Annotated in this window: 23 protein-coding genes and 4 tRNA genes; 10 read left to right on the forward strand and 17 right to left on the reverse strand. The window is 39.0% G+C overall.

The window, feature by feature from the left end; translation table 11 throughout:
• Nucleotides 1-423: 423 nt before the first annotated feature.
• Nucleotides 424-612 (reverse strand): CsbD family protein, encoded by a 189-nt coding sequence (locus tag BVH02_RS08980; protein ID WP_086501117.1) that lies wholly within the window; start codon nt 610-612, stop codon nt 424-426.
• A gap of 70 nt (nt 613-682) precedes the next feature.
• Here BVH02_RS08980 and BVH02_RS08985 point away from each other — a divergent pair, with 70 nt between their 5' ends.
• A complete protein-coding gene (locus tag BVH02_RS08985) occupies nt 683-1,471 on the forward strand; it encodes a glycoside hydrolase family 16 protein (RefSeq protein ID WP_086501118.1) in 789 nt (262 codons plus the stop codon).
• A 130-nt stretch (nt 1,472-1,601) separates the two neighbouring features.
• Nucleotides 1,602-2,243, forward strand: coding sequence for an MCP four helix bundle domain-containing protein (locus BVH02_RS08990; protein WP_086501119.1), 642 nt, complete (start codon nt 1,602-1,604; stop codon nt 2,241-2,243).
• Nucleotides 2,244-2,547: 304 nt separating this feature from the next.
• Here BVH02_RS08990 and BVH02_RS08995 read toward each other — a convergent pair whose 3' ends face one another.
• Genes BVH02_RS08995 through BVH02_RS09010 form a run of 4 tightly spaced genes read right to left on the reverse strand, consistent with a single transcriptional unit; the run spans nt 2,548 to nt 6,941 of the window.
• Nucleotides 2,548-3,105: a gluconate 2-dehydrogenase subunit 3 family protein gene (locus BVH02_RS08995; RefSeq protein ID WP_086501120.1), complete on the reverse strand. Its 558-nt coding sequence runs from the start codon at nt 3,103-3,105 to the stop codon at nt 2,548-2,550.
• Nucleotides 3,106-3,122: 17 nt separating this feature from the next.
• Nucleotides 3,123-4,802, reverse strand: a complete 1,680-nt coding sequence (locus BVH02_RS09000; protein ID WP_086501121.1) for a GMC oxidoreductase — start codon at nt 4,800-4,802, stop codon at nt 3,123-3,125.
• A gap of 26 nt (nt 4,803-4,828) precedes the next feature.
• Nucleotides 4,829-5,707, reverse strand: coding sequence for a hydroxypyruvate isomerase family protein (locus BVH02_RS09005; protein ID WP_086501122.1), 879 nt, complete (start codon nt 5,705-5,707; stop codon nt 4,829-4,831).
• Between the two features lie 7 nt (nt 5,708-5,714).
• Nucleotides 5,715-6,941: a nucleoside permease gene (locus BVH02_RS09010; RefSeq protein ID WP_086501123.1), complete on the reverse strand. Its 1,227-nt coding sequence runs from the start codon at nt 6,939-6,941 to the stop codon at nt 5,715-5,717.
• A 253-nt stretch (nt 6,942-7,194) separates the two neighbouring features.
• Between BVH02_RS09010 and BVH02_RS09015 the strand changes: the two genes are divergently transcribed.
• From BVH02_RS09015 to BVH02_RS09030, 4 genes are read left to right on the forward strand one after another with little or no spacing between them, the layout of a single operon-like run.
• Complete coding sequence (locus BVH02_RS09015) at nt 7,195-8,364, forward strand: Gfo/Idh/MocA family protein (protein WP_086501124.1); 1,170 nt, start codon at nt 7,195-7,197, stop codon at nt 8,362-8,364.
• 32 nt (nt 8,365-8,396) lie between these two features.
• Nucleotides 8,397-9,449 (forward strand): sugar phosphate isomerase/epimerase family protein, encoded by a 1,053-nt coding sequence (locus tag BVH02_RS09020; protein ID WP_086501125.1) that lies wholly within the window; start codon nt 8,397-8,399, stop codon nt 9,447-9,449.
• A 31-nt stretch (nt 9,450-9,480) separates the two neighbouring features.
• The gene (locus BVH02_RS09025; protein WP_317045424.1) at nt 9,481-9,891 is read left to right on the forward strand and encodes a c-type cytochrome; all 411 of its coding nucleotides are present in this window, start codon (nt 9,481-9,483) and stop codon (nt 9,889-9,891) included.
• A gap of 4 nt (nt 9,892-9,895) precedes the next feature.
• A complete protein-coding gene (locus BVH02_RS09030; RefSeq protein ID WP_086501127.1) occupies nt 9,896-10,630 on the forward strand; it encodes a 3-keto-disaccharide hydrolase in 735 nt (244 codons plus the stop codon).
• Nucleotides 10,631-11,344: 714 nt separating this feature from the next.
• Here BVH02_RS09030 and BVH02_RS09035 read toward each other — a convergent pair.
• From BVH02_RS09035 to BVH02_RS09050, 4 genes are all read right to left on the reverse strand, one after another.
• A tRNA-Lys gene (locus tag BVH02_RS09035) sits at nt 11,345-11,417 on the reverse strand.
• Between the two features lie 118 nt (nt 11,418-11,535).
• Nucleotides 11,536-11,609: transfer RNA gene (locus BVH02_RS09040), tRNA-Arg, on the reverse strand.
• Between the two features lie 47 nt (nt 11,610-11,656).
• Nucleotides 11,657-11,730, reverse strand: a tRNA-Pro gene (locus BVH02_RS09045).
• Between the two features lie 67 nt (nt 11,731-11,797).
• A tRNA-Lys gene (locus BVH02_RS09050) sits at nt 11,798-11,870 on the reverse strand.
• A 234-nt stretch (nt 11,871-12,104) separates the two neighbouring features.
• Here BVH02_RS09050 and BVH02_RS09055 point away from each other — a divergent pair.
• Nucleotides 12,105-12,830: a tetratricopeptide repeat protein gene (locus BVH02_RS09055; RefSeq protein ID WP_086501128.1), complete on the forward strand. Its 726-nt coding sequence runs from the start codon at nt 12,105-12,107 to the stop codon at nt 12,828-12,830.
• 322 nt (nt 12,831-13,152) lie between these two features.
• Here the strand turns inward: BVH02_RS09055 and BVH02_RS09060 are convergent, their stop codons facing one another.
• Nucleotides 13,153-14,421: an aminotransferase class V-fold PLP-dependent enzyme gene (locus BVH02_RS09060; protein WP_158093873.1), complete on the reverse strand. Its 1,269-nt coding sequence runs from the start codon at nt 14,419-14,421 to the stop codon at nt 13,153-13,155.
• A gap of 335 nt (nt 14,422-14,756) precedes the next feature.
• Nucleotides 14,757-15,146: a DUF302 domain-containing protein gene (locus BVH02_RS09065; protein WP_086501130.1), complete on the reverse strand. Its 390-nt coding sequence runs from the start codon at nt 15,144-15,146 to the stop codon at nt 14,757-14,759.
• Nucleotides 15,147-15,563: 417 nt separating this feature from the next.
• Between BVH02_RS09065 and BVH02_RS09070 the strand changes: the two genes are divergently transcribed.
• Together BVH02_RS09070 and BVH02_RS09075 are read left to right on the forward strand one after the other, a co-directional pair.
• Nucleotides 15,564-16,736 (forward strand): alginate lyase family protein, encoded by a 1,173-nt coding sequence (locus BVH02_RS09070; RefSeq protein ID WP_086501131.1) that lies wholly within the window; start codon nt 15,564-15,566, stop codon nt 16,734-16,736.
• 175 nt (nt 16,737-16,911) lie between these two features.
• A complete protein-coding gene (locus BVH02_RS09075; RefSeq protein WP_086501132.1) occupies nt 16,912-18,492 on the forward strand; it encodes a hypothetical protein in 1,581 nt (526 codons plus the stop codon).
• Between the two features lie 29 nt (nt 18,493-18,521).
• Here the strand turns inward: BVH02_RS09075 and BVH02_RS09080 are convergent, their stop codons facing one another.
• Nucleotides 18,522-19,229, reverse strand: a complete 708-nt coding sequence (locus BVH02_RS09080; RefSeq protein WP_143244195.1) for a hypothetical protein — start codon at nt 19,227-19,229, stop codon at nt 18,522-18,524.
• Between the two features lie 171 nt (nt 19,230-19,400).
• On the reverse strand, nt 19,401-21,419 hold the full coding sequence (locus tag BVH02_RS09085) for a site-specific recombinase (RefSeq protein WP_086501134.1): 2,019 nt from the start codon (nt 21,417-21,419) through the stop codon (nt 19,401-19,403).
• A 626-nt stretch (nt 21,420-22,045) separates the two neighbouring features.
• Between BVH02_RS09085 and BVH02_RS09090 the strand changes: the two genes are divergently transcribed.
• Nucleotides 22,046-22,342 carry a cupin domain-containing protein gene (locus BVH02_RS09090; RefSeq protein ID WP_086501135.1) on the forward strand — a complete coding sequence of 99 codons (297 nt, stop codon included), beginning with the start codon at nt 22,046-22,048 and terminating at the stop codon, nt 22,340-22,342.
• Between the two features lie 134 nt (nt 22,343-22,476).
• Here the strand turns inward: BVH02_RS09090 and BVH02_RS09095 are convergent, their stop codons facing one another.
• From BVH02_RS09095 to BVH02_RS09105, 4 genes are read right to left on the reverse strand one after another with little or no spacing between them, the layout of a single operon-like run.
• A complete protein-coding gene (locus tag BVH02_RS09095) occupies nt 22,477-23,616 on the reverse strand; it encodes a DUF819 family protein (RefSeq protein ID WP_086501136.1) in 1,140 nt (379 codons plus the stop codon).
• Nucleotides 23,617-23,624: 8 nt separating this feature from the next.
• The gene (locus BVH02_RS09100) at nt 23,625-24,332 is read right to left on the reverse strand and encodes a DegT/DnrJ/EryC1/StrS family aminotransferase (protein WP_262481335.1); all 708 of its coding nucleotides are present in this window, start codon (nt 24,330-24,332) and stop codon (nt 23,625-23,627) included.
• A 38-nt stretch (nt 24,333-24,370) separates the two neighbouring features.
• On the reverse strand, nt 24,371-24,709 hold the full coding sequence (locus BVH02_RS21880; protein ID WP_262481336.1) for an aminotransferase class I/II-fold pyridoxal phosphate-dependent enzyme: 339 nt from the start codon (nt 24,707-24,709) through the stop codon (nt 24,371-24,373).
• Nucleotides 24,690-25,979, reverse strand: coding sequence for a glycosyltransferase family 4 protein (locus BVH02_RS09105; protein WP_086501137.1), 1,290 nt, complete (start codon nt 25,977-25,979; stop codon nt 24,690-24,692). The genes BVH02_RS21880 and BVH02_RS09105 overlap by 20 nt, the downstream gene beginning before the upstream one ends.
• Nucleotides 25,980-26,290 lie beyond the last annotated feature (311 nt).

Genomic DNA, 26,290 nt, shown 5'->3' on the forward strand with positions numbered 1-26,290 from the left:
TAGTTCTGGGTTTATTTCTTTGGTTAAATTTAATCAAACTATCAAAGGGACCTTGCTTAACTGCGAAAAATGATTGGAGGCATAAACTAGGTGGTAGTAGAAAATAGATTAATGTGATTATCCGCAATGATGCCAGTTGCCTTAAATTCTTTGTTTATCTGGTCGGAAGACCGATGACCGAAGACCGAAGTGACCTCAATTATAAATTTGAACAAATTCTAGATTGCTTTTCCCTCTTTACTGGTAGAAAATCGGATATACATATAGATTAAAAAAGAAAAGCACCTGATATCATAATAAATCCAGCTTCTAGGGAATATAGAAAATAGTTGGGCCTACAAGATGTTTTTATAATTGATATTACTATTTCTCACGAAATCGGCATAAAAAAAGCGGCTATTGCCGCTTTAATTCTAATTCAAATTAATCTTCAAAGAGCTCTTTTCTTATAGCATCTTCCGCTTGACCAGTTCGCTTTTGGATTTTACCTAGCAATTGATCCTCTTTGCCTTCTACATAAGTCAAATCATCATCGGTCAATTCTCCGTATTTTTCTTTAAGCTTACCTTTTAAGATATTCCAGTTTCCTTTTAATTTTAAGTTGCTTGACATAATAGTTGTGGTTTAAATTTAAATATTAACTATCTAGTATTTTGCAAAGCAAATACCAATTAAGTCCAAGATGAAGACAGCTCTCTCCTTTTCCCTTCTACTATTCTGCACAAACCTATGCGTAACTGCCCAAGAAGCCCGAATAGTCTGGTCTGATGAGTTTTCTACAGAAGGGTTGCCTGATCCGAGTAAATGGACTTACGATGTGGGAGACCATGGCTGGGGCAATCAGGAATTGGAATTTTATTCACAAAGTGACCTTAAAAATGCCCGAATTGAAAACGGAACATTAGTTATAGAAGCACATGCTGACTCCGAATACTCCAAGGGATATACCTCAGCAAGATTACTCACGAAAGGAAATGCAGCTTGGAAATATGGCTACATAGAAGTCAAGGCCAAATTACCTCATGGCATAGGTACTTGGCCAGCAATCTGGATGCTTCCCGAAGAAAACCTTTATGGCGGCTGGCCAAAAAATGGGGAAATAGATATAATGGAACATGTAGGCTATGATCCTGGAAAAGTTCATGGTACTGTCCATACCGAAGCATTCAACCATAGCATCGGTACACAAATAGGAGGATTTCAACTAGTACCTGATTTCAATACTGAATTCCATACCTATGCCATCAATTGGACTGAAGAGAAAATTGATTTCATTATCGACGGAAGCATTTATTTTACTTTTGAAAACAGCGGGAATGACTATAAAGAATGGCCATTTTATCAGCCTTTTCATTTGATTTTAAACATTGCAGTCGGTGGCGGATGGGGTGGCGTACAAGGAGTTGCCACTGACATTTGGCCTCAGCGCATGGAGGTAGACTATGTCCGTGTCTATGACAAAAAACCTTAATTAGGTTGTTTAAATTAGAATTATAGAGCTTTTATAAATAAAACATCCTTCTCCTCTTGGTTTAAAAAATTTGGGAAGTCTTTCTAATATCCCTAAACTAAGATCTGAAACACCTTACAACTGAATAAAAATGAGAAATATTATTTTTAAAAAAAGGAAAATTACAGCACTTGTAGTTATTGGTTTATTAATGCTTTTGATGTATGGAACAAACCTAACTGAACGTCAAGCATTCAAAAATATTAGTAACACGTTCACAGAAGTCTATAATGATCGCTTGGTGGTGGAAGGGTATATCTTCAGGATTTCGGAAAATCTTTTTCGAATTCAAAAACTAGTTGATCATTGTGACAACAACTTTGATTATTCGAATGTGGTAGATAAAATCGCTGAACACGAAAGGAACATTTTAGGAATAGTGGATGCATTTGAGAAAACTAACCTCACAGAAAATGAAGAGCAATATTTGACTGATTTCAGAAACATTATTGAAAATGATCTTCAAATAGAAAACTATAGCTTAATCTTTTCAGATTCTTCTGGCATTAATTTGAGTCAAGTACAACTCTATGATGATAAGATCAGCAAAGCTCAGCAAGACCTCGATAATTTGAGTAAAATCCAGTTAGAAGAAGGTGAAAAACTTATTAACAAAGCCAACATCATCATCAACAGATCACAGATTTGGTCTCAATTCGAAGTTGCATTATTGATCATTTTAGCGCTCACGTTATATCTGACGTTATTTAGAAATAAAGAAACTATTTCTTAACGAAAGCTTTCAATGGGATGAGGTAAATAGGATTTTTCGCTCAAATGTCTATAAGTTTTATTCGAAGAAATCGAGTTTGGTGTGCTACGAAATACTTCATCCGTATTGATACAACTGATTTCTTAAATCTTTATACTGAACCCACCGATTCTATGGAGTGCCAAGTTCGTGAACATCACTTGCTTAATTTCTGACCTCTTTATTATTAATAAGTAAAACTGGCTAGAGAATCTTTCTATGTAAAGGTTCATAAATAGAAAAGCCTGCTCCGATGAGCAGGCTTTATTTATAGAGTTTTAATAGTTTAAGCGTATGCTTTGTCGCCCGAATTGTATGGAATACATGCATCAAATCTCCCTGGAGTTTCCACGTATTTCAATGCTTGTGTAGATCCAATTTCAGAAGAGAAATAACCTAACACAGTCAAATCGCGGAGCATATTAATCACTTGTGGACTTCTATCTTCCCCTCTACCTTTGAACTCCTCATACATTCCATTCAAATAAGCTAATCTTTCCTCTGCAGGTGCGCCTACAAAATCTTTTCCATTGGCAGCTTTGAAGTCTTTACCCAACTTATTCACTCCATCGACGAATGCTTTTTGGCTTTCGCCGTCATAGGTGTCTTTGACCATCATCGCCATAAATGACCCTATACCGGCTGCTTTAGCGCCAGGAGTATCTGTATCAGGAATTATAGTGTCTCCTAATTCATCTAAGAAAGCAATATCGTTTGGATCAAAATCCAATCCTTCAATTTGGTTTTCAGGAGTACAACCTGTCATGATCGCCGTAGCGCCGATCATAGTCCCTCCCATCATTACCATAACGCTTTTCAAAGCGTCTCTTCTATTCATAGTCATAGTATTGTCTTTTAGGATTAGAGATTTTGCTTATTCAATTCATTCACTGCGAAAGCTGCCGCTCTTGCCGTCAATGCCATATAGGTAAGTGAAGGATTGACCGCTGCTGCTGAGGTCATGCATGCACCGTCAGTCACGAACACGTTTTTTGCTTCCCACACTTGGTTATTTCCATTCAAAACAGACGTTTTAGGATCGCGTCCCATTCTTGCAGTTCCCATTTCATGAATTCCCTGTCCGAAGGTATAGCCAGCGTCATACTCTTGAACATCTTTAAATCCTGCCACTTCAAGCATTTCGGCAGCATCAGACATCATGTCTTTACGCATTTTTAGCTCATTCTCTTTGATTTCTGCGTTCATCACCAATGCCTGCATGCCCCACTTATCTTTTACTGTATCACTAAGCTTTATTGTGTTTTCATGATAAGGAAGAATCTCTCCAAAAGCGGTAATACCCATAGACCAAGGGCCTGGCTGAGTTAAAGCTTCTTTCATCGGAGCACCAAAATTCAATTCTGCAACATCTCGAGACCAGCCACTTCGACTAGCTCCACCTTGATATCCAAAACCTCGCAGGTAATCTCTCTTATCACCTTGTACGTTTTGGAATCTTGGTATATATAGTCCCGTTGGTCTTCGACCAAAGTAATATTTATCTTCATATCCTTCCATTGATCCTCTTGCTCCAAGACGGAAATGGTGATCCATGACGTTGTGTCCAAGTTCTCCTGAGCTACTGCCCAGTCCACCTGGCCAAACATCCGTAGCAGATCTCATTAGGATAGCAGTAGAATGGAATGCTGATGCACATAGAAATACAATTTTCGCATCGTATTCTATGGTTTGGTTAGTTTCTGCATCTAATACTTCGACGCCCGTAGCTTTCTTCTTGTCTTTGTCATAAATCAATTTAGTGACAATAGACCAAGGTCTAAGCGTAAGATTACCCGTAGCTCTCGCTGCAGGCAAAGTGGAAGATTGCGTACTAAAATATCCGCCAAATGGGCAGCCCAATGAGCACTTATTTCTGTATTGACATCCAGGTCTGCCAGGAAGTGGTTGTGTAATATTAGCAGGACGACCGATCGTCCAAGTTCTTGCTCCTTTATAATACTCCTTTATTTTGGCTGCGCCATCTTCCTCAACACAGTTCATTGGCATAGGTGGCATAAATTCACCGTCTGGCAGTACTTCCAAGCCATCTTTTGAACCCGACACACCTATAAATTTTTCTACATAAGAATACCAAGGAGCGATATCCTTGTATCGTATTGGCCAATCGACTGCTACGTCTTCTTTTACATTTCCTTCAAAATCAATATCAGACCATCTGTAAGACTGTCTGCCCCATAGAAGCGAACGCCCACCTACTTGATAGCCTCTGAACCATGTAAATGGTTTTTCTTCTACATAAGGAGAATCATCTTCATGTGCCCACCAGTCTAGGTTCAACTCATTCAGCACATAATCTCTTCTCAGGTTTGGGTGATTTTCTAATTGCTCTTGTGTCCTTCTACCACGATGAGGCACTTCCCATGGAGGGGTAGTAGCAGTTTTGTAATCTTTGACGTGCTCTACCATTGGTCCTCTTTCGAGCATCAATACTTTTAGTCCTTTTTCTGTTAATTCTTTGGCAGCCCATCCGCCACTTATTCCTGACCCAACTACAATTGCGTCATATGATTCATTTGCCATAGTTATGGTTATTAAATTGTCAATTCTTAGATATCACACTCCTGCACACCTTGTGCTAGAGCTGCCATTTTATCTTCTGATTTCGGTATAAATTCATGAGAAACATATCCTTTAAACCCTGTTGCGAGAATAGCTCTCATCACTGCCGGGTAGTATATTTCTTGTGTATCATCTAGTTCATTTCTTCCTGGATTACCTGCTGTGTGGTAATGCCCAAAATACTGATGGTTGTCCTGAATACTTCTGATGAGGTCACCTTCATCGATCTGCATGTGGTAGATGTCGTAAAGCAACTTGAAATTCTCGCTACCGAGGCGCTTACAAAGTTCTATTCCGAAAGCAGATTTATCACACAAATAATCTGGATGGTTTATCCTACTGTTGAGTAACTCCATCTGGATTATCACCCCATGTTTTTCTGCAATGGGAATAATTTTCTCCAGACCAGCTACACAGTTTTTCAGTCCAGTTTCATCATCCATACCTCTTCTATTGCCAGAGAAACATATCAGATTCTTGTATCCCGCTTCAGCTACTTTTGGGATCATCTCCGTATAGTTCTTAAGCAATTGCTCATGGTACTGTACTTCACCGAAGCCTTCAGTAAGACTGATCTCAGCACCATTACACATGGATGAATCTAGTCCGTGTTTTTTCAGAATATGCCAATTACTTGGGCCAATTAAATCTACTCCTTTAATACCAATTTTCTTTACTTCCACGCAAAAGTCCTCAAGGCTATATTGGCGAAAACACCAATGGCAAACGCCGTGATTGATATTCCCTTTCAGTGCAAAGGGTTTTTCTTGCTTAATTTCAAATGAAGACAGGGAGCTGAGAGCTGCACCACCAAGCAGAACTTTTTTGAAAGATTCTCTTCTTCCGTTACTAATAGGTTTGATCATTAGGGGTTTATTGAGATGAATTTATTTGCTCTTTTTTGAAAAGAGCCATGAAAAGTAACAAAACCAATACAGAAATACCAGAAGGAATCAACCAAATTGATTTCCAAATATGCGCACCACTTTCCAAAACATAGAAATTTGATATCATTCCTGCTGCCCAAAAGCCAATTAGCATACCTACGCCATAGGTTGCTAAAGTAATTAAACCCTGAGCTGATGACTTATATTTTGCTCCGGCATGTGCATCCGTATAAATCTGTCCACTTACAAAGAAGAAATCGTAACAAACGCCATGTAAGGCTATTCCTAAAAGCAACATCCATACGCCTTCATTTCCATCTCCATAAGCAAATAATAGGTAACGTACCGCCCATGCGAGCATAGCTACAATCAAGGTTTTTTTAATCCCAAATCTAATAAAGAATATAGGCAGAGCGAGCATAAAAACCACTTCCGAAACCTGGCCCATTGCCATTTTTCCTGTGGAATTAGGTAATCCAATCTCAGTGAGGAATGGACTTGTATTTTGATAATAAAAGGCGAGAGGAATACAAATCAAAATAGAGGAAACGAAGAAAACCGCATAATTCTTATGCTTGAGCATTCCTAAAGCATCCAATCCAAGAACTTCAGAAAGCTTGAAACCTTCTACAGATCTGGCTTGAGGTGGAGTATGTGGTAGTGCAAAACTGAACAGACCAAGAGCCAGTGAACTGACTGCTGCCATCAGCCAAGTATTTCTGAGCAGACCTTCTTTCAATCCTTCTGCACTGTCCCATGACAAAAAACTGATCAATAATCCAGCGACTACCCATCCAATTGTTCCCCATACGCGAATTTTGGAGAATTCTTTGGCAGGGTCCTTCATCTGATTAAAAGAGATAGAGTTCACCAGTGCGAGTGTAGGCATGAATAAAATCATGTAGATAAGAAGAATGGGGAAAAACCCAGAGAAATCCGTGGATGTATAAAGGAAATACATTAATCCCGCTCCAATCAAGTGTATTACACCCAATATTCTCTGTGCATGAAAATACCGATCGGCAATCATTCCGACTATGAATGGCGCAATGATAGCTCCGAAAGATTGTGTGGAAAATGCGAGCGAGATTTCCTGATCTTTTGCTAGAAGATTTGAGCCCAGAAATGTCCCCAAAGTCACAAACCAGGAGCTCCAGATAAAAAACTCCAAAAACATCATCAGAGAAAGACGAAACTTGGTATTGAAAGGCATAAAATTAAAAAGGGATTAGGTAAGTGTCATTTTTAAAGAGATCGCCAAAGTTTAAAGTCTAGCCAATTTGACTTATTTTAGGCAGTTCAATTGAGTTCCAAGGAAAGGCTTATTAATAGAATACAAATAGCCATTCATACCTTGATAGCGCTATCGATCAAGTATTCTATCAATTCGATCTAATAGCACAGGTTTTTCTAATCAGAATCAATTATTTCAAGCATTTAATCCTGAATATAAAGTCTTTTATCAAATGTATTCTTCACAAAAACTAAAAATCGGACTTATCGGTGGCGGCCCCGGATCTTTTATAGGAGCTATTCATCTAAATGGAGCTTTAATGGATGGCATGTTTGAGCTAGTCGCTGGAGCATTTAGTTCGAATCCTATGAAGTCAAAACAACGTGGAGAAGAACTTATGCTCGATCCTTCACGGGTCTATGACAACTACGATGAGATGTTTGCAAAAGAACTAGAACTGCCTGCAGCTGAGAGAATAGACGTAGTGGTGATTGTAACACCTAATAATTTGCATTTTGACCCGACGGTAAAAGCGCTAAACGCTGGTTTTCATGTCGCACTAGATAAGCCGTTAACCTTAAATTATGCTGAAGCTAAAGAGCTATATCATATTGTACAGGGCTCGGAGAAGAGATTTCTACTGACGCACACCTACTCGGGATACCCGATGATCAAGCAAGCCAAGCAAATGATTGCCGAAGGCAAAATCGGGAATGTCAGAAAAGTCTATGTAGAATACCCCCAAGGCTGGCTTTGGAGATTGCTAGAATCTGAAGGAAATAAACAAGCAGCATGGCGCACAGATCCTAAAATAAATGGATTGGCAGGATGTATGGGGGATATTGGTACGCATGCCTTCCATTTAGCTGAGTATGTTTCGGGTGAAAAAGTAACTGCTCTATGTGCAGATTTATATATCAAAGTAGATGGTCGGCCAATCGATGACGATGGAGTAGTGTTGATGAGATTTGAAAATGGCGCCTCTTGCGTATTAACAGCCTCACAAACGGACACTGGAGCAGAAAACAACCTGAGAATTCGCGTATATGGTGAAAAAGGAGGATTGGAATGGCAGCAAGAACTGAACAACACCTTAATAGCCAGATGGCCTGATGCCCCTGCTCAGATTCTGAGGGCAGGAACAGGGTATTTGGGTTCTTTAGCAAATGAAAACACCCGTACCCCAGCCGGACATCCAGAAGGCTATGTGGAGGCTTTCGCCAACTTGTATAGAAATTTCGCAAGATGTATTTATGCTGATCGAGCAGGAGAAACTCCAAAACCAGAATGGGAAGATTATCCTGGTATTGAAGACGGAATCAGAGGTATGGCTTTTATAGATCATGTTTTAAAAAGTAATAAGTCCGATCTTAAATGGACACCTTTCATAGTAGAAAAATAAATACTTAAACCTAATAAGTTAACCTAAGTAAAATGAAGACAATTAAAGGACCTGCGATCTTTCTCGCTCAATTTATTGACGACAATGCGCCATTTAACAACCTAAAGAGTATCTGTAACTACATGGCCGACCTAGGCTACAAAGGAGTGCAGATCCCTTCATGGGACGCTCGGATGATAGATTTGCAAAAAGCAGCCGAAAGCAAGACCTATGCAGATGAAATCATCGGCACAGTACAAGAAGCCGGTTTAGAGATTACAGAGCTCTCCACCCACCTCCAAGGTCAATTAGTGGCAGTTCATCCTGCATACAATGAGTTGTTTGATGGGTTTGCACCAGACAATTTGAAAGGAAATCTTAAAGGAAAAGCAGAATGGGCTACAAAACAGTTGAAATATGCAGCTAAGGCGTCCCAAAACATGGGACTCACAGCACATGCTACGTTCTCAGGAGCATTGATGTGGCAGACAGTTTATCCGTGGCCGCAACGACCTGCAGGATTGGTGGACACTGGTTTCACAGAGTTAGCTAATAGATGGCTACCTATCTTGAATGAATTTGATGATAATGGAGTGGACCTATGCTATGAACTTCATCCTGGGGAAGATTTACATGATGGAGTGACATTTGAAATGTTTCTAGATAAAGTAAATGGTCACAAAAGAGCTAACATTTTGTACGATCCAAGTCACTTCGTATTGCAGTGCTTAGACTACTTGCAATTCATTGATTTTTACCACGATAGGATTAAAATGTTTCATGTGAAAGACGCTGAATTTAATCCAACAGGAAAGCAGGGAGTATATGGAGGATACCAAGGTTGGGTAGAGCGTGCGGGAAGGTTTAGATCTTTAGGCGACGGACAAGTTGATTTTAGCGGAATTTTTAGCAAACTTTCGCAGTACAATTATGATGGGTGGGCAGTTCTAGAATGGGAATGCGCTATCAAGCATCCGGAACAAGGTGCGGCAGAAGGTGCCCCATTCATTGATTCACACATCATAAGAGTTACAGAAAAAGCCTTTGATGACTTCGCAGGAAGAGGTGCAGATGAGGCATTCAACAAAAGAATTTTAGGAATTTAATTACACAATTTTAATATCCAACTCAATGAAAATGGTAAAACCTATTAACCTTGCCTTAGTAGCTTTGGCAGGTATTACATTCGCCTGTGGCGGAGGAGAGAAAACATCAGAAACCACTTCAACCCCAGTTGTGGTAGCGCCAGCGAAAGAAATTAGTCTGGAAGAAAAGCACCAAGATGATCCTATTTACATCAAAGGCTTAGCAAAACTTAAAACCTCTGACTGTACATCTTGTCACATGGTAGAAAGAAAAATCGTCGGTCCTTCTTATGCAGATGTAGCAGCGAAATATGAAGCAACGGATGAGAATATCGATATGCTAGCCAAGAAAGTAGTTGAAGGTGGTGTAGGCACATGGGGAGAGATTCCAATGACTCCACATCCAGCAGTGAGTATGGAAGATGCTAAAGACATGGTTCGCTATATTCTACTTTTAAAATAATAGGATGAAAAGACATTATATTTTAGGCGCAGCATTGGCGGGCATTCTTGCTTCTTGCTCTGGGGAAAAAGCAGTAGAAACAAAAGAGATAATCGTGATTGAAACTCCTACTGAAGAATGGACTGATCTTTTTGCAAATAATGATTTCTCTAACTGGCATAAATACGGCGGTGGAGAAGTGGGCAAAGGTTGGAAAATCGAGAATGGCGAAGCTTACCTTGATGCCACAAATAAAGATAACTGGGCAGAAGGAGATGGCGGAGACATTACCACAAATGAGGAATATGAAAATTTCCATTTGAAATACGATTGGAAAATCTCGCAAAACGGAAATAGTGGATTGATATTCTACACGCACGAAGCCCCGGATTACAAGCGCTCATATAATACAGGCTTGGAAATGCAAATTCTAGACAATGAAGGCCATCCAGACGCTAAAATCATCAGCCATAGAGCTGGTGATCTTTATGATCTAATTGTAAGCAGTGAGGAGACCATAAAGCCATATGGCCAATGGAACTCTGCTGAGATCATATCAAATGATGGTAAACTAGAGTTAATACTTAACGGCACCACAGTAGTAAGCACTACACTGTGGACTCCTGAGTGGGAAGCTCTGGTTGCTGGTAGCAAATTCAAAAACATGCCAAATTGGGGTACCTTCAAAAAAGGAAGCATCACCCTTCAAGATCACGGCGATCTGGTTTATTTCAAAAATGTAATGATCAAAAAACTTTAATCTTTACAGATAATAGAAATAAGAGTCCTGCAGAGATGTGGGACTCTTTTTTTGTTTAGGGTTGACTCTACCCATCAAAACAACCTTTCTTAATAGCCATGTAGAACTCAGTCTTAGCTTAATCTATAAAAAAGAATACTGTTACATCAAGTAAATTGTGATGAAGCGAAAAGCTTCTTGCTCACATGTGCTAGAGAATCTTATTAGTCAAATACTCGGCTTTTGATTGTAATCAATCGGGGACTTGTATCTAGCGCTTTACAAACCCAGAAACCTCACGATAAAAATCGGGATGCTTTGCTACTCTGAGCTTACTTAATCCTCTATATACTTACTAGATTTCATTTTTTTTATCTGAGATTTCCTTCATTTAGCAGATGGTAAATCATCAAATTGCTCTTGATAGACTAACTCCCATGGAAGTGAATTTGGAGTATTCTATAGAATGCTTATACAGTCGCCTTTCTAAATCTATGCATGCACCCACATAATATTTATTGAGCTTTTAAGTAAAAAAGAAGGTAGACTGCTGCCATAAAGCACTACCAAAATAATTGGCTAAAAATAAGAAAAGCAGTCCAATTAGACTGCTTTCTTGTGATTCCTCTGGGGCTTCCCGATATCTTCTTGCTACGCTTCGGCTTCATCAGGATAAACTTCTAGCCCAAAGTGTATAACCAAAAAAATCTAGCCTATGGCTAGATTTTTTGAAAGTGATCCCTCTGGGGCTCGAACCCAGGACCCATACATTAAAAGTGTATTGCTCTACCAGCTGAGCTAAGGAATCGGTAATAGATATTAAAGTAAAAAGCGGAACGTTATTCCGCTTTAGTATTAGTGTGATCTTGTCAGGCTCGTCCAGATAACTATCGTGGACTAAAACCAACTACTTAGATTCACATTAGTGATCCTGTCAGGACTCGAACCTGAAACCTACTGCTTAGAAGGCAGTTGCTCTATCCGGTTGAGCTACAGGACCGGACAATTAGTAAGAAGTGAAATACTCCAAAACTAATAATAATAAAGTCGGGGTGGCAGGATTCGAACCTACGACCTCCTCGTCCCAAACGAGGCGCGATACCGGGCTACGCTACACCCCGAAACTTCTTTTTAACTCCTTATAAGTTAAAGTTGTGAATCTATCAATCTTTCAATGACATCATCTTGTGATCCCTCTGGGGCTCGAACCCAGGACCCATACATTAAAAGTGTATTGCTCTACCAGCTGAGCTAAGGAATCATAATGGTATAAGTGAAACTTTTTTCACTTTGTAATTCTATTCTCTGACCCAAACTTCAGTTCTCCGAATTATTATCAAAACGAGCTAAAATTTGAAATCATAATCCTCTGAAAATTTTCAGAAAATTTAACCATAAATTGATGGCTTAAAACCTTTCAAATTGACTCCCTAGCCTTGCTTTTTGCTAGATCATTGCCGTTATTGGACTGCAAAAATAAGGGGACAAATTTTAAATGCCAAACGTGAAATCAATCTTTCTCACAAAACTTTTGATATTTTTATCGATATCTCTACAAAGTATTCATTGTCAAGCAGATGTATTTGCTATAGAAAAAGCAGATTCTTTGTTTAATTCCAGAAGCTACAAGGAAGCGATGGAAATCTACGATTTTAAGTACCAATCTGGGATTTATTCGCCTGCAATGCTCTTGAAAATGGCTTTCATTGCCGAGGGAATTGGAGATAATGAGAGGGCTACACTCTACCTGAGTAAATACTACGATCTGGATCCAAATCCTCAAGCTATTACTAAGATCAAAAGTTTAACTGGACAAAGCTCCTTAGTAGGATATGAAGTGAGCGATGGTCAGCGATTTTTGATTTTCCTTACTGAGTATCAAACTTACATTGTAGGAGTGCTGACACTATTTCTCATGCTCTCTATTATTACCAGTTGGATAACAGGCAGGAAGTCGGAAAAGACACAAACCTATTGGCCTACGATTTTATTGATCCTAATGATCTTTGTAGCGAACAACTTTCTCAATGGGCCAAGAACTGGGCTAATCACAAGTAGTCCTACTTACATCGTCAGTAAACCAACAGCTGGTGGTGATTTAGTAGATATGGTAGAACCAGGTCATCGAATCCGAATAAAGTCATCAAAGGACATTTGGTATGAAGTGGAATGGAAGAATGAGCGAGCTTATATCAAAAAAGAAGATGTGACTAGACTTTGACTTCTGGAAAGGATAAAGCGTGTAATTTGGAAACTTACCAGTATGTAATACAAATCCCTGCATCATCAAGCTCTCTTAGGAGTATATAGGATGTATGGAGAGACCATCTTTTTGAATACGCAGCTTTGATCACCTAGAAGCCTCGCATGCCTCTTGTAGCTATTAAAAGCAAATTTAGATTTCAAACAGAACTTGAAAAAAACAAAATGCTTGACTCTTGATGATTTGGTGCTGAGGCAGAAAATAAAAGGTCACTTCGTTATTGGGGTGTCAACAAAAAACTGATGTTTATGAAACCTATGATTCATTTGTAATTTATCCCCTACCCCAGCACCTTTTTAACCGTTTCTAGAAAATTTTCAATTTCAGACTTACTGTTATAAATATGAGTTGATATACGGATAGCGTTCAACTTGCTTTCTGGCACTTGACGAATACGGAAACCTTCTTTGCTGATCAAAGCTCCAGCCTCTTGATACCCTATGGATTTGGGTTTGAAAGTGATCATACTGATTCTTGACTCTAATTCTGGCGAGCTCAAAACATCCAACAGTAAACTCATTTCAGAAAGTCCATCATACAAATATTGATTCAGTTCGCGTAATCGACTTTCTATTTTCCCCTTCCCTATTTCCAGATGAAAATCTGCAGCTGCTACTGCCCCACGCATCATCGGTAAGCTTTGACTTCCGTAATCAAAGCGATGCGCAGTCGGCACATAGCCTTTAAATTCTGGTGGGTTTTGGTATAGATCCCAACCCAAATCCGAATAGGCACCAACTTGGTACGCTTGAACCTGCTCTAATATTTCCTCTCTCACATAAAGAAATCCTGTTCCATTTGGCCCCAGAACCCATTTATGATAACTACTAGCATACAAATCACAACCTAGATCATGAAGATCAAGATCGAATGTCCCTGCACCATGAGCACCGTCGATGGCAGTGAAAATCCCTTTACTTCTTGCGAATGCTGAAATCTCTTTGACCGGAAAAACCAGGCCGGTGGTACAGGTGACATGTGGAATCGCTATAACTTTGGTTTTTGAAGTCACAAGAGATTTGATCAAATCCAAGTTCTCTGCTTGTGTAGCTTTTGGTTCAAAAGGCTTCAAGACTATTCCGTGCAATTTTGCCCTATTGAGCCATGGGATTGCATTGCCAGCATGTTCATGCAAAGTGATAATTACCTCGTCGCCGGGTTTCAGAGGAAGGCCCCAAGTCATGATGTTGATCCCTTCGGTAGTATTATGAGTCAGGGATATCTCAGAAGTTTCGATTCCTACAAACGCAGCTAATTTCTCACGTTCAGGATCAATATGACCATATTCTCCACTGGTGTTTGTCTCTGTAAAAGAGCTATGAAGAGCTTTTAAAACCACATTGGGTGATGGTCCGAATGTTCCATTATTCAAGTAAACTCGTGAATCTTTCAATGGGAATTGCTTTCTAATCCCAGCCCAAAACTCTTCACCTTTCAGAGACTGGTTTATTACATTCTGGGATATCTGTTGTGGAGAATTGAAAGAAACTAAGCCGGGAATGGCTATTCCAACTCCAAGTTTTTGAATAAACGATCTTCTACTTTTCATCTGTGTATAATTGTTGTCAAAGGTCCTCCCGATAACTACCAGGAGAAATTTCGCATGATTATTAACTTTCCCCTTTTTGATGCTTAGATCATATCTGTCTGCCTTAGGCAAACACGATTTCATGAGAATTTTGGCTTCTCGTATGAGTTATGTAATGATCGCCAATAAATCAAAAGGAATGCTAACCGAAAGCAAAAAAACAGATTTATCGGAAAATAGATAAGGAGAAAAATGCCTGTAAACTAATCATATGGAGAATATTCACAAACTTCTTAAAAAAATGATGGCCTGTAAATTCACAGGCCATCAAAGCAAAATTTTTAAGTAATAATGGGTTACGCTAACGCGTCGATTACTTTTTTCAACCCATCTCGCACTTCTTTAGCTACAGATTCCAATCCATCGTTTTTGACACCCATCATGGAGACCACGGGATCTACTGCAGCCACTTCAATTTGACCCGGCACTTTTTCCTGAACTATAACATTGCAGGGAAGCATCAATCCGATTTTGTCTTCGGCTAACAAAGCTTTGTAAGCATTGGGAGGATTACATGCTCCGAGGATTTGATAGTTATGAAAATCTACATCCAACTTTTTCTTCAGTGTTGCCTTCATATCAATAGTTGTCAGGACTCCAAATCCTTCTTTTTTCAATTCTTCTGTGACTTTTTCTATCACTTGATTAAAGTCTCCCTTTATCGTGGTTGTAATATAGTAGCTCATGTGTTTTTTTTATTCAATAACGGAAATCCTGTTTCAAAGGATGGTGACAATAGTCACCTACACTATTTTATACCTTCAACACAATTAAATAGTGACTTTAAACAGCATATTTGTCCTCTTAATTTACAGTTAATTTTACAGAAATGCATGGAGATCCATCCAATTTCTCATCACGAATGGCAAAGAGATTGGTAAAACTCTCCCATAATTCTATAATTATTTTTGACAAAAAACAATTTTTTAAAGAGGACGAAGGTAGTTTTTTACGCATCTCTAAATTCACATACTCAACCTTACTCCTCAGCTTAAACACTATGCTGAGGGTTCTGTCAAACCTCCTCAATCACTTCGGTTAAAATTCTTTCAAAACACCTCAATTAATTGCATCTTAAGTCACTATTACCTTTAAAGCCCAACATGAATCAGTATATACTTATTCTACTTTTTGCATTCAGTTCTTTTTTAACTCAGCAAAACACTGAGACTAGCCCTACAGATTTCTTAGCTAAAGAAAGAATCCGAGTAGTTCGACTTGCAGCCATATACAAAGATCTTAAACCCATCACTGTGACCGCGGAATACAGTTCCCGAAGTGCTGGCGGAATTAAAGATTTCTATTCTGAAGGAGATTACTGGTGGCCAGACCCTGATAATCCAGATGGTCCATACATTCAGCGAGACGGCTTAACCAACCCAGATAACTTTATAGCACATCGCGAGGCTATGATCCGTTTTAGCCAAATTTCAGGAGCATTAGCTTCAGCTTATTTGGTAACCAAAAAGGCTAAATATGTGGAAGCTTTGGCACCACATCTGAAAGCCTGGTTTATAAATGAGGAAACGAAGATGAACCCAAACTTGCTCTATGGACAAGCTATCAAAGGCAAAGTTACCGGGCGAGGTATCGGGATCATCGACACGATCCAATTGATGGAAGTAGCCAAAGCAATTCAGGCGGTGGAAGGTTCTGGAATGATAATTAATTCTGAAATTCAACTGATGAAAGACTGGTTTGAAGAATACTTAACTTGGATCACAACGCATCCTTATGGTGTCGCAGAGCGGGATCATGGCAACAATCACAGCGTGTGCTGGGCGATGCAGGCTGCAGTTTTTGCGCATCTTGTCGGAAACCAAGAAGTTCTCGACTACTGCAAGGAAATGTATAAAACCGTGCTTTTACCTGACCAAATGGCAACTGACGGTAGTTTCCCGCAGGAGCTTAAGCGCACCAAACCCTATGGCTATTCTTTATTTACTCTGGATGCCATGGCCACTCTGTGTCAAGTATTTGCAGGGGATACTGAGAACCTATATGATTATTTTACCCCTGACGGAAAATCACTGGGCTTAGGGATTTCATTTCTCTATCCATTTGTGGAAGATAAGGATGCATGGCCTTATCAAAAAGATGTGATGTACTGGGAAAAGTGGCCCGTGCGTCACTCATTCCTACTTTTTGGAGGATTGGCCTATGATCAGAAGACTTACATAAAACTTTGGAATAATCTTAATGCTGATTTTGATACGCCAGAAATTATCCGAAATATGCCCGTGAGATTCCCCCTACTGTGGATAGTAGGAGAGTAATAGTATATTTCAAAAAATATTAACTACAAAAAGCGCATAGTTTTCGCAAAATTCATCCCCTCCAAGGGCTGTGACCCTACCTACCAAACAATGAGCATGATTTTGTAAATACTATATCTAGAAATAATTGAAAACAATCTGAGGTCTTCGAGTCAACATCCATAAATATTTCCCCATGAAATCCCTTTTACTTCTATTCTTTTTTTCTATCACCCTAATCTTTGCACAAGCTCAAACCGACAGATCTTTTTACTCTATTTCTTCAGAAAGAGCATCACAGCTAATTGCGGATGGAATAGTTCGCTACACTGACTTTGGGGCAAAAGGCGATGGGACAACAGATGACATGGCATCCATTGCAGCAGCTCATGAATTCGCAAATAAGCAGGGTTTATCCGTGAAGGCAGACAATGATGCTACCTATTACATCGGTGGACAGGAGCTCACAGCTATCATTCAGACAGACACTGATTTTGGGAGAGCTAACTTCATCATTGACGATATAGAAGTGGAAAATCGAGATGCTCCTGTTTTTCTAATCGAATCAAGTCAAAAATCATTCAAACTAAATGGAATCAGCTCTCTTAAAAGAAATCAGGAAAAGATCGATGTATCCTTACCTCAATCTTCTTTAATTACGGTTACCAATACTAATGTTAATCAATACATCCGTTTTGGACTAAATCCATCTAACGGAAATGCTCAAACGGATATTTTCTTGGTGGACAAAGACGGCAATGTGGATAGCAAGGCACCGATTATTTGGGATTTCGATCAAATCACCGATATCACCGCACTTCCTATTGATGAGGATACTCTCACAATTACCGGAGGGATATTTACGACTATTGCTAATCAAGAAAAGTCCGAGTACAATTACTATCAGAGAAATCTCTCCGTCAAACGATCCAATGTAATCATCGACGGGCTTGTACATCACATCACCGGGGAAGGTGAACACGGTGCGCCCTACAGCGGTTATGTCTCTATTAGCTATGCTACTAATGTCATGGTGAAGAATACAATTCTGACTGGACACAAAACCTACGTAACTATTGGCAGAGCTGACAAGCCAGTTTCCATGGGTTCTTATGATATTTTAGTCAACAGAGCGCTGAATGTTTCATTTGTCAACGTCACTCAAACAAATGACATCGATGACAGTACCTACTGGGGAATTATGGGTTCAAACTACAGCAAAAACTTACTTTTCGACAAATGCACTCTATCTCGTTTTGACGCTCACATGGGCGTGGCCAATGCTACCATCCGGAATTCTACACTTGGACACATGGGAATCAATGCGATTGGCAGTGGGACTTTCCTTTTGGAAAATTCGGAAATCCGCGGAAGGAGTATTATCAATCTACGTTCAGACTATGGTAGTACCTGGGAAGGAGAACTAATTATTCGAAACTGTACTTTCATACCTTCAGGCGGAAAACCAATCAGCGCTTCCCTGATCAGCGGATACTACACCGGACAGCATAACTTCGGTTATACCTGCTTTATGCCAGAAAAAATCACAATAGAAAATCTTAAAATCGACGATTCCAACCATCCAGAAGATTATCAAGGCCCAGCTATTTTCAGCAATTTCAATCCAGAGATGACAGCTGACACCTATCATGAGCAATTCCCTTATATTATAACCAAAGAAGTTAGACTCAAGAATGTTACTACTTCGAGCGGCAAGGAATTCAGAATAAGTGACAATGAGGTGATGTTTAAGGGGGTGAGGGTTGTTGAATATTGATAATTTTTAATAGCCCATTAAAAGGAAAATTACCAAGCTGGCCCAAAATACCATTTAGCTGTAAACTGAATTTGACCCGAGATATCAGGGCTTAGTGATTTGTCTTTTATAGTGTTCCCATCCAACTTTGAATTGGTAGTGGTCATAAGTACAAATTCCAATGCAAAATCCCAATCTCCACTTAAATTCGTGCTCACTCCAGTTCTTATAGGGATATAAGGAATAAAATTAGTTTCGTTGTAAGTGACAACACCTCCATCAATTATTTCACTATTTCCTAAAATTTTATTTTTCAGTATTTTTTGCTCTCTTTCCACATACATGACCCCAAAACCTAATCCTGCATAGAATTGAACTGAAGACATAAGCATACCCGCAGCATTCGGATTAGTTGTAAATACAGGCATTACATCCGCAAAGTACCCTCTACCTTTGTAGCCATATGCTTGATTCTCATCTCCCCATTGTCTAATTTTCTTGGGAAACGCCAAATCATAATCACCACTATCAAAATTTTGAGCACCTATAGAACTTCTTAAACCTATATATTCATTTATCTGCTTATTGATTGAAAGAGTAATAGCAGGTTGAACTTTAAATTTAAATTTACGGTATATCCCAGAATTATCTCCATAAATCAGAGATGGCCCAATCCCCAAAGAAATATGATCTCCCTGTGCAAATAGTGATTGGCTAAAGAACATAGAGAAAATAATAACTAAAAAAACCTTGTTCATTTCTTGTAATATTTTTTTTGGATTTTGAATCATAAATAATGCATTTGGATCAATACAATATTTGCGAAATTAGTCATGTAATTGGAATTTACCATGAATAATATTTTTAACATGGCTGCTTTTTACAGAAAAAATCACATTTGATGAGATTTTGAGAATTTGAAGATTAGATTATTTTTTCACCTCTAATTCATCTATTGGACTATCAATATTTTTTGGCGGAACAAAAAACTGTAAAGGCTTAAGTGCAAATCGACCGAGCACTATCTTAAATAGTTCAGCCCGTTGATTAAAATTCACTCCCCTAGACTTTGTCGCTACAAAAATTGCCAAAGAAAAACTCACCAGAAAATTCATTAACCCAATACAAATAATACCGAAAATAGTCACTCCTATATCTTGGTGGGACAAGGAATCACCTACAGATACGAATGCCAACCCGAAATTTGCTGAGGCAAAAGTTATATGGCGGATATCTAAGGGCAATCCCAGAATGACACCAATTGTACCAGTACATCCTAAAAAAATTCCTAAGAAAAAATTCCCCGCCAGGTTCCCCAGATTTGAATCCAAATACTCACTGAAGTTACTGGTTACTTTTTTTCCGAAAACATTATTCAAAAACCTATGTTTCTTTATCCGTTGCGGGATCTTATTATAAACACCCTTATTATCATAATACCCTGATATCAGGCCAGATAAGAACAAAAATACGCCAGCAATGCCTGCATGTAAAATTGCAAAACTGGTAAAAGGGTTGAGCTCTTTTATTAAAAGTAAGGCTTTTTCTGGAGCTGCAATTTGGTTTCCAGAGAAATAAGCATAACCCCGTGCAATCAGAAAAGCGACAGGAAAAGCTATAAGCACATTCCCCACAAATGCTATAAATTGAGATCGGGATATCCTGACAATTACCTCAGCGAGATTTTCCAAGGCTTCAGATTTTGCCTTCACTAGTTTATCCAATGCCTCCGATAGGTTGGAAGCCGTCATAGAAGGCTGCTTTGTTGCCAATGTGGAATGAGACAAGTGGATTCCCATAAATCCGAATGAATAATTCATACTGTACATAAAGGCTTCTCCAAATAAAGGAAGTCTTAGATAGTAAATTAACACCTTGAATATGGATAGAAACCCTACTATAAATCCTCCTCCCATAGATGAAAAAAGCATACTCCACCATTCCTTTCTATTATTGGCGATGTAATGTTCTCCCGTTTTGCTCGCATGCTCTGTGATTTGAAATGCAAGTAATTTTATATTGTTCTCAAAGTGTTCACTTAAAGAATTCTTTTTGTTTTCTGCTATAACCAGATTTTTAAAAAGTTCTATTTCAACATTGAAAGGTGTTTTTTCTGGCGAGGTTACGATCAAGCGCAAAAGTGTACGGAGTCTATCAATATTTTGATTCAGGCGCGACAGTAAGTATGTCAAATGGAGGTCTGCACCGTATTTTCTTTTATTCTTACCAATCACCAGTCCGAAGTCTGAACATTGGTTCAGCATAACCAAAATCTGCTTGTAATCTGGATTTTGATCAGATAGGTCAAATCCAACACTATTTTGGATATTGTCTAAGTATAAAAAAATATCTTTGTTTTGCACCATAAATGGCGAGTCAAACTCCTCCAACTCAGGTAGCTTTGAGAGGATTTCCTGCTCAAGACCAAGAGATCCTATGCGTTGTGATAGAACTAAGATGCTATTCGTCAATTGACCAAACACCTCATCCGTTACCTCTAGATCATTTACTTCTTTTTGCCCTAGCACCCGAAATAATGAAATCCAATCCTCGTAAGCTATTTCATTTATCCACAGATAGTCCCAAGGTTTATGAAATATTTCATTGAATGTCCCTGTATGATCAGAATCTCCATAAGCTCTCGGCAATACTTTGGAAGCCATTCTTTCAGAAGCTTCAGCAAAAAAACCTTTATTAGTCAGAATTCCTGAGTTCGTTAAGAGAGGCACAAGATGCTTTGAATTAATGAAATCATTAAAATAAAGATGTAAAGCTTCTTTTTCTCTTTGGTGTTTTTCTAACACCTGGATCAGATCTCTGACGTTTTCACTCGCTTTATTTAAATTCTTCTTTGGCGGTCTGATTTCATCAACGATTAGAATCAATCCTTCCGGTGAAGAAGGGTCCTGAATCCCCTTTATTTCTTCAATTATATCCAATAATTTCATTCTTCTATGGGGTAGGGCTTTTTTAAGCTCAAAATCATAAGGGGGCTTAAGCAAAAAATCTAAAATTAGATTTAGTTGTATACTGTCTACCTAACCGAAAGGTTTGAGGTCAAAATTAACCTTAGCAATTACTTCTTCCTACTATTCTGTGACTCCAAATCAACTGTTAGAAAAATCAACTCCTTTAAATCTAAAAACAGGATAAAGTTCTCACTCTGCCTTTGTTTGCTAACTACTTAATTTACAAACATGTTTGAGAATTTGTTTCGAATTTGTAACATAGGCAACAACAGCTTACCAATTATTTAAAAAAACTATGAAAACATGAAATCTTAAGAATTCAAATGAAAGAAAATTATGTTCATGTTTCAGGACAAAATTTTCGAAGCCTATCCGTGTAATAAAAATACGATGGTCTCCCGATAGAATTTTGATGATTTGGTGGGATTATACACTATACCGCCCATTCGTATCTGAAATAATAAATCATTAGGTCGCGTAATGTTTCTTTATCGTGCCATGCGTACCAAAATCCAAAAGACATCAATTCCTAAACCCTCTCCTTTATAATTTTGATTTCTTAATTTGAAGTTTAATCCTAATCTCATCATATATCCATTTCATAAATGAACATCCTTGAAAATTTAGCCTTCACAGACGAAAGACCTTCCGTCTGTCCTATCCAACGAAGTGATAAGACTAACTACTTTGCCATAGGCCTCCTCTCTAATCAAGTCCTGAAAAAACACACAGCAAATGTCCCTTCCCTACTTACAGTATTGAAAGGAGAAGTTGAGTTTTATATCAAAGGAGAGATCTTACTCCTCAAGGAATTTGACACCTATGATATTCCTGTGATGATCGAGCATGAAGTGAAAGGAGTGAAAGAGAAAAACATCTTTACGATTATTCAGGAGAAATAGGAAATGCCCCCTTTGTCATATCCTCCCCTTGTACACAGCTAGCACTTCTACAATCTTTTCTAGCGAAAAAGTATTTTAACAAAGAAGTAGCGCTAACAAGACTACCAGTCTTGTTAGTGCCCGCTTTTAATTTCTCACCCCAACATCCCTGCAATAAAAAATCCAGCATATGTCCCGAGCGCATTTCCCAAACTACCCACTAATACGCCTGGAATCAGAAGATCTGGACGGTCCAAACTTTCGGCAGCGGCAAGAGCAGTGGTATTTCCCCCTACGTTAGCTTGAGAAGCCACAGCGATCACATCCCAATCGACTTTAAACAATGCACCCACCCCAAAAATCACCAAACCATGGATCAATACAATTATGGTCACGAAAAGAAATAGCGTTGCAGCCAGTTCTCCAATACCCGATAGCGTCCCTAGATCACACAGGGTACCGATAGTAGCTAGAAATAGTAAGATGAGAAAAAACCCAATAGTGTGTGTTCCTGATAGTTTTTTAGCGAAAGGCAACTGTGCCAAAATCAAAGCGAGTGTTGTGAGCGTGATAATCTCAGGAATCTGTGGAAAAGCCAGAAATACAAACTTTGAAAATGCTAAAGATAAAAATGCTAAACCCAGAATAGTCGCCATACCACTCATGCTTATAGCTTCGTGCTTTTTTATTTTTTGCAATTCATTATCTGCAGACATAAGTTTCTTTCTAGGGAAAAAGCGTTGCAAATACTTTGGTAAAATTAGTGTCGCGATGATCCAAGGCATGCCAATCAGGTTATCCACCACCGTAGTAGCTGCATACAAATCCGCATTTTCATTGACTTGATAGCTCAAGGCTATCGCGTTGAAATTAAGGCTGCCACCAATATATGTTCCAGTGTACATACCTGCCACAGCATTTGCCATCGAACCAATTTCCGCAGCAGGCTGCACCAAAAACCAAGCAACCAACACCCCAATAATCGTCCCCAGCCCACCAATACCAAACATAAACAAAATCGGTCCACCGGCTTTTTTAAGACTTTTGAGATCTACCTCTAGCAATGCAATGAAAATCCCCATCGGGGCTAAATACATAAACACACCCGTATAAACAGGATTACCACTAGTAGCCGTAGGAATAATTCCAAAATTACTGGCAATAGCCGCAATCAGAATCACCAAAATCGGCGTACCGAGAGCTTTCCATCCTCTAAATTTGGCTAACCAGACGGACATTAATACAAATATGCACAGCATTCCACTGACGTAAATCGGGTCTTGCGTCCAAGTCATGCGGGAAATTAATTGAAAAAGTCCTGAATAGTTTTACTTATATATTCTATTTCTTCCTCTTTCATCCATGGATTGAGCGGAAGAGAAAGTCCTCGCTGACTCAGATTTCTAGCATTTGAGAAATCTCCTTTAGTAAAATATGGCTTCATGTCAGGTAAAATATGAGGGTAATGAATAGCGGTTCTGATTCCATTTTCCAATAAAAAACTCCTCAGTTCTTCTCTTTGGGATGTTTGAATAACAAAAAGATGAGCATTATGACATTCTTCCAGAATTCCAGATGGAAGTTTCAAATCCTCGATTACAGCTAAACCTTCTAAGTACAACTCAGCATACTTTTTTCGAAGGGTTTGAAATGAGTTAAAACGCTCTAAAAAAACATTCAAAAAACCCGCTTGTAAAGAGTCAATTCGGCTATTTCTCCCTACCATTTCATGCTGATCACGAACCAACTGCCCATGATTTAGAAGCATTTTAATCCGATCACTAAGTTCCGACGAGCCCGTCAAACACATTCCAGCTTCTCCCAAAGATCCAAGGTTTTTCGTCGGATAAAAACTTAAACATCCTACATCTCCAAAAGTCCCAGCTGCTTTACCGTTTTGAAAAGATCCAAAAGATTGCGCTCCATCTTCAATAACATAAAGTTTGTGGCTTGCCGCCTGAGTAGTCAAACGCACCATATCCACCATTTTCCCATAAAGGTGAACAGGCATGACAGCTTTGGTTTTTGGTGTTATTGCTTGTTCCCAATCTAAAGCCAAGAGTCCATCTTGATCAGTACCCCAAAAACTGGCGTTGCCCCTACCATCATGACTACTTCAGCGGTAGAAACCCAGGTCATGGCAGGGACGATAACTTCATCTCCAGGACCAATTTCTAAAGCTCGCAAAGCAAGCTCGAGGGCATCAGTTCCATTGGCGCAGGAAATAGTATGGGAAGAATTAAGGTAGTTTGATACTTGAGATTCAAAAGCCATAACTACCGCTCCTCCAGAAAAAACGCCACTTTCCAGCATCATTTCAAACTTGGACTTTAAGGCATTTTTCAGCTCCAAATCCATTTTCTTCAGATCAAGAAAGGGAATCTGCATCCAGTAATTTAGCTAGTTGAAAACTTAAATTTATGCGGGAATACTGCTCAATTCCAGTAGCGGGCTCTGATTCGCCACTTCGCTCAAATAACTTCCGAAGGCTTATCTGAATAGCCACTCGATCGGAATGATTTAATATTTCCCCAACACCTGTTTTATCCAAGATCTTGGCTGAATCTCCTTCAGGATCTCCTAGAGCTAAAATAGGCAAAGATGTCGCCATGTATTCGAATAACTTGCCAGGAATATTCCCTTTCGCATTTTTAGTATTCGTGAGGATCAAAGCCAGTGCATCGGCTTTTGCATAATATTCAAAAACCTCATGATGAGAAACATAACCAGCGAAATACACGTGTGCCGACAGCCACGAATCTGCTATTATTTCCTCCCGAACCTGATCACTAACTCTTCCAACAAAAGTAAATTTCACATCTGCATTTTCATGTGAAAACTCTTCTCGCATAGCTTTTAGCAAAGGCATTGGATTTCTGATCGAATCAATGATTCCACTGTAAAGAAGATGTAAACTGTCAGCCTTTTTCTCTCCCACAGAAAATCCCTTAGGAATATCTGAAGAATCAAATCCGTTGGTAAGAAGAGCTATTTTTCGGTTTGCTAATTTCTCCAAATCTTCCTGAAATGTAGGTGAAATGGTAGCCACCACATCTGCTTCTTGAAGCACTTCCTGCTCCAGTTTTTTATGCTTGTTGCGCACACGATTCTGCATCGGAAGCTTATCTAGAAACTCCCATTGGGACCAAGGATCACGGAAATCAGCTAACCAGAAAACACCTGTCTTTCGCTTTAAGTCCCTACCTATCAAATGCATGGAATGTGGCGGACCAGTAGTTATTATGGCTTGAAATTGCCCTTTTTCAATCAGTTCAGTCAAGAATTTTACGGATGGCTTCACCCAGAAAACACGAGGATCTGGAATCATCATATTTGCTCGTAACCAGATGGCAGCTTTTTCCACAAAATTCTGCTCCTTTTGTTCCAGCACTCTCCCTGGATGTGATTCTTTTTTACCACGAATCCTATCCAACAACTGATAGGGCTCCCAAATCGGGAATTTCATTACCTCTAATTCGTTAGAAATTTCCTTTTGCAGGCTTTCATCTTTCAAATCAAAATCAGGATTTTCTGGTGTGAAAATCACAGGCTCCCAACCTGCTTCAGGCAAATACTTAGCGAATTTTAGCCAACGCTGAACGCCTGACCCTCCACTTGGTGGCCAATAATAGGTGATGATTAGAACTCGTTTTTTCATAAGTGTACCATGTCCTGAATACAAAGTACCAAGTAGCTAGCCAAAAAGTCAAATTTGAGGAAAACATTTAGTCCCAGTAGCTAATTAGCGCAAGTCATCAGAACTGTCTGATGCCGGTCAGGATTATTACAATCGCGTTTTGGTGCTCGGAAAGCTAAAATTTTATACAGGCTAAGCAGTCTAAAGAATACCTGATTAAGAGTTCAAGTTTGAAGACTTGAATTAAAATATCCCAATAAAATGAAAAAAGGGATCTGGCTTCCCAAATCCCTCTCACTATTTATTTATCTAAAATTCAAACATTTTAAATT

It is taken from the genome of Algoriphagus ratkowskyi, from assembly GCF_002150505.1.
GTDB lineage: Bacteria > Bacteroidota > Bacteroidia > Cytophagales > Cyclobacteriaceae > Algoriphagus > Algoriphagus ratkowskyi.

Excerpts from the sequence above, each read along its gene's own strand:
- BVH02_RS08985 (WP_086501118.1), top strand. The coding sequence starts at position 683 with ATGAAGACAGCTCTCTCCTTTTCCCTTCTACTATTCTGCACAAACCTA.
- BVH02_RS08980 (WP_086501117.1), bottom strand. The coding sequence starts at position 612 with ATGTCAAGCAACTTAAAATTAAAAGGAAACTGGAATATCTTAAAAGGT.
- BVH02_RS09070 (WP_086501131.1), top strand. The coding sequence starts at position 15,564 with ATGAATCAGTATATACTTATTCTACTTTTTGCATTCAGTTCTTTTTTA.
- BVH02_RS09100 (WP_262481335.1), bottom strand. The coding sequence starts at position 24,332 with ATGCCTGTTCACCTTTATGGGAAAATGGTGGATATGGTGCGTTTGACT.
- BVH02_RS09095 (WP_086501136.1), bottom strand. The coding sequence starts at position 23,616 with ATGACTTGGACGCAAGACCCGATTTACGTCAGTGGAATGCTGTGCATA.
- BVH02_RS09075 (WP_086501132.1), top strand. The coding sequence starts at position 16,912 with ATGAAATCCCTTTTACTTCTATTCTTTTTTTCTATCACCCTAATCTTT.
- BVH02_RS08990 (WP_086501119.1), top strand. The coding sequence starts at position 1,602 with ATGAGAAATATTATTTTTAAAAAAAGGAAAATTACAGCACTTGTAGTT.
- BVH02_RS08995 (WP_086501120.1), bottom strand. The coding sequence starts at position 3,105 with ATGACTATGAATAGAAGAGACGCTTTGAAAAGCGTTATGGTAATGATG.
- BVH02_RS09080 (WP_143244195.1), bottom strand. The coding sequence starts at position 19,229 with ATGAACAAGGTTTTTTTAGTTATTATTTTCTCTATGTTCTTTAGCCAA.
- BVH02_RS09065 (WP_086501130.1), bottom strand. The coding sequence starts at position 15,146 with ATGAGCTACTATATTACAACCACGATAAAGGGAGACTTTAATCAAGTG.
- BVH02_RS09055 (WP_086501128.1), top strand. The coding sequence starts at position 12,105 with ATGCCAAACGTGAAATCAATCTTTCTCACAAAACTTTTGATATTTTTA.
- BVH02_RS09000 (WP_086501121.1), bottom strand. The coding sequence starts at position 4,802 with ATGGCAAATGAATCATATGACGCAATTGTAGTTGGGTCAGGAATAAGT.
- BVH02_RS09030 (WP_086501127.1), top strand. The coding sequence starts at position 9,896 with ATGAAAAGACATTATATTTTAGGCGCAGCATTGGCGGGCATTCTTGCT.
- BVH02_RS09010 (WP_086501123.1), bottom strand. The coding sequence starts at position 6,941 with ATGCCTTTCAATACCAAGTTTCGTCTTTCTCTGATGATGTTTTTGGAG.
- BVH02_RS09020 (WP_086501125.1), top strand. The coding sequence starts at position 8,397 with ATGAAGACAATTAAAGGACCTGCGATCTTTCTCGCTCAATTTATTGAC.
- BVH02_RS09090 (WP_086501135.1), top strand. The coding sequence starts at position 22,046 with ATGAACATCCTTGAAAATTTAGCCTTCACAGACGAAAGACCTTCCGTC.
- BVH02_RS21880 (WP_262481336.1), bottom strand. The coding sequence starts at position 24,709 with ATGCAGATTCCCTTTCTTGATCTGAAGAAAATGGATTTGGAGCTGAAA.
- BVH02_RS09005 (WP_086501122.1), bottom strand. The coding sequence starts at position 5,707 with ATGATCAAACCTATTAGTAACGGAAGAAGAGAATCTTTCAAAAAAGTT.
- BVH02_RS09015 (WP_086501124.1), top strand. The coding sequence starts at position 7,195 with ATGTATTCTTCACAAAAACTAAAAATCGGACTTATCGGTGGCGGCCCC.
- BVH02_RS09025 (WP_317045424.1), top strand. The coding sequence starts at position 9,481 with ATGGTAAAACCTATTAACCTTGCCTTAGTAGCTTTGGCAGGTATTACA.
- BVH02_RS09105 (WP_086501137.1), bottom strand. The coding sequence starts at position 25,979 with ATGAAAAAACGAGTTCTAATCATCACCTATTATTGGCCACCAAGTGGA.
- BVH02_RS09085 (WP_086501134.1), bottom strand. The coding sequence starts at position 21,419 with ATGAAATTATTGGATATAATTGAAGAAATAAAGGGGATTCAGGACCCT.
- BVH02_RS09060 (WP_158093873.1), bottom strand. The coding sequence starts at position 14,421 with ATGAAAAGTAGAAGATCGTTTATTCAAAAACTTGGAGTTGGAATAGCC.